At 57.5% G+C, this 3264-nt stretch carries 2 rRNA genes; both read left to right on the top strand.

Annotation, left to right across the window (positions count from 1 at the left end):
• Nucleotides 1–3073: ribosomal RNA gene (locus ABD716_RS16355) — 23S ribosomal RNA — on the top strand; the annotation flags it as partial.
• Nucleotides 3074–3169: 96 nt separating this feature from the next.
• Nucleotides 3170–3264 (top strand): 5S ribosomal RNA (gene rrf, locus ABD716_RS16350); the annotation flags it as partial.

Here is a 3264-nt window from a genome sequence, read left to right as displayed (position 1 = left end):
CGATGAAGGACGTAGCAATCTGCGATAAGCCTCGGGGAGTTGATAAGCGAACTGTGATCCGAGGGTGTCCGAATGGGGAAACCTGGCCAGGCCCTTTGGGTGACCTGGTTACTCCCGCCTGAATGTATAGGGCGGGTAGAGGGAACGTGGGGAAGTGAAACATCTCAGTACCCACAGGAAGAGAAAACAATAGTGATTCCGTTAGTAGTGGCGAGCGAACGCGGATGTGGCTAAACCTTCCACGTGTGATACCCGGCAGGGGTTGCGTGGTGGGGGTTGTGGGACCCTTCGAGGGAAGCTGCCGCTTTCCTGCGGTGACGTGTGCGTGGTGTAGGCGAACAGCTTGGAAAGGCTGACCGTAGCGGGTGATAGTCCCGTAGCCGAAATGCTGCGCCGGCCGGAGGGTGTTCCCGAGTAGCACGGGGCCCGAGAAATCCCGTGTGAATCTGCCAGGACCACCTGGTAAGCCTGAATACTCCCAGATGACCGATAGCGGACAAGTACCGTGAGGGAAAGGTGAAAAGTACCCCGGGAGGGGAGTGAAATAGTTCCTGAAACCGTTCGCTTACAAACCGTCGGAGCCGGCTTGTTCCGGTGACGGCGTGCCTTTTGAAGAATGAGCCTGCGAGTTAGCGATACGTGGCGAGGTTAACCCGTGTGGGGAAGCCGTAGCGAAAGCGAGTCCGAATAGGGCGTTTCAGTCGCGTGTCCTAGACCCGAAGCGAAGTGATCTACCCATGGCCAGGTTGAAGCGACGGTAAGACGTCGTGGAGGACCGAACCCACCAGGGTTGAAAACCTGGGGGATGAGCTGTGGGTAGGGGTGAAAGGCCAATCAAACTTCGTGATAGCTGGTTCTCTCCGAAATGCATTTAGGTGCAGCGTTGCGTGTTTCTTGCCGGAGGTAGAGCTACTGGATAGCCGATGGGGCCCAAAAGCTTACTGACGTTAGCCAAACTCCGAATGCCGGTAAGTGAGAGCGCAGCAGTGAGACGGTGGGGGATAAGCTTCATCGTCGAGAGGGAAACAACCCAGACCACCGACTAAGGTCCCTAAGCGCGTGCTAAGTGGGAAAGGATGTGGAGTTGCACAGACAACCAGGAGGTTGGCTTAGAAGCAGCCACCCTTGAAAGAGTGCGTAATAGCTCACTGGTCAAGTGATTCCGCGCCGACAATGTAACGGGGCTCAAGCACGCCACCGAAGTCGTGGCATTGCCGCAGTCGATAGGCCTTCGTGGTCCAGTCGCGGTGATGGGTAGGAGAGCGTCGTGTGGGCGGTGAAGCAGCGGGGGAACCCAGCTGTGGAGGCCACACGAGTGAGAATGCAGGCATGAGTAGCGAAAGACGGGTGAGAAACCCGTCCTCCGGAAGACCAAGGGTTCCAGGGCCAGGTTAATCCGCCCTGGGTAAGTCGGGACCTAAGGCGAGGCCGACAGGCGTAGTCGATGGACAACGGGTTGATATTCCCGTACCGGCGAAGAACCGCCCACGCCAATCCAGTAGTGCTAAGCATCCGAGCCGGCCCATCGTCCCTTCGGGGACACCGGGCCGGGGAGCGTGCGACCCCGTGCTGGTGCGGCGAGCGTAGTAACAGGTGTGACGCAGGAAGGTAGCCGTACCGGGCGATGGTTGTCCCGGGGCAAGGATGTAGGGCGAGCAGTAGGCAAATCCGCTGCTCATGCGCCTGAGATCTGACGCATACCCGTCAAGGGGAATTCGGTGATCCTATGCTGCCGAGAAAAGCATCGACGCGAGGTTCTAGCCGCCCGTACCCCAAACCGACTCAGGTGGTCAGGTAGAGAATACCAAGGAGATCGAGAGAATCGTGGTTAAGGAACTCGGCAAAATGCCCCCGTAACTTCGGGAGAAGGGGGGCCCGAAGCGTGAACCCACTTGCTGGGGGAGCGTGGAGTGGCCGCAGAGACCAGTGGGAAGCGACTGTTTACTAAAAACACAGGTCCGTGCCAAGTCGCAAGACGATGTATACGGACTGACGCCTGCCCGGTGCTGGAAGGTTAAGAGGACCGGTCAACTCCTTGTGAGTGAAGCTGAGAATTTAAGCCCCAGTAAACGGCGGTGGTAACTATAACCATCCTAAGGTAGCGAAATTCCTTGTCGGGTAAGTTCCGACCTGCACGAATGGCGTAACGACTTCCCAGCTGTCTCAACCGCGAACTCGGCGAAATTGCACTACGAGTAAAGATGCTCGTTACGCGCAGCAGGACGGAAAGACCCCGTGACCTTTACTATAGCTTGGTATTGGTGTTCGGTGCGGCTTGTGTAGGATAGGTGGGAGACTTTGAAGCGGGCACGCCAGTGTTCGTGGAGTCATTGTTGAAATACCACTCTGGTCGCTCTGGATATCTAACTTCTGACCGTGATCCGGTCAAGGGACAGTGCCTGGTGGGTAGTTTAACTGGGGCGGTTGCCTCCTAAAGAGTAACGGAGGCGCCCAAAGGTTCCCTCAACCTGGTTGGCAATCAGGTGGCGAGTGTAAGTGCACAAGGGAGCTTGACTGTGAGACTGACAGGTCGAGCAGGGACGAAAGTCGGGACTAGTGATCCGGCGGTACGTTGTGGAACGGCCGTCGCTCAACGGATAAAAGGTACCTCGGGGATAACAGGCTGATCTTGCCCAAGAGTCCATATCGACGGCATGGTTTGGCACCTCGATGTCGGCTCGTCGCATCCTGGGGCTGGAGTAGGTCCCAAGGGTTGGGCTGTTCGCCCATTAAAGCGGTACGCGAGCTGGGTTTAGAACGTCGTGAGACAGTTCGGTCCCTATCCGCTGCGCGCGCAGGAGATTTGAGAGGATCTGACCCTAGTACGAGAGGACCGGGTTGGACGAACCTCTGGTGTGTCAGTTGTTCCGCCAGGAGCACCGCTGATTAGCTACGTTCGGGATGGATAACCGCTGAAAGCATCTAAGCGGGAAGCCGGCCTCGAGATGAGATCTCCATCCCCTCGTGGGGAGAGGCTCCCAGCCAGACGACTGGGTTGATAGGCCGGATGTGGAAGCAGGGACGAAAGACCTGCGCAGCTGACCGGTACTAATAAGCCGACAACTTGTAACACCCCAACATGAACTCCATGACTCGCGTCCACTGAGTGGTTCCCGACATACGGGCACCAGCCAACAAGCTGAACAGACCAGTGCCTGGTCGACAACGTTTCGGCGGCCATAGCGGGAGGGAAACGCCCGGACACATTCCGAACCCGGAAGCTAAGACTCCCAGCGCCGATGGTACTGCAGGGGCGACCCTGTG

The sequence above is a fragment of the Gryllotalpicola kribbensis genome (assembly GCF_039538245.1).
Lineage (GTDB): Bacteria > Actinomycetota > Actinomycetes > Actinomycetales > Microbacteriaceae > Gryllotalpicola > Gryllotalpicola kribbensis.
Note: the sequence above shows the minus strand (reverse complement) of the source record. Positions and strands in the feature narration are given on the sequence as shown.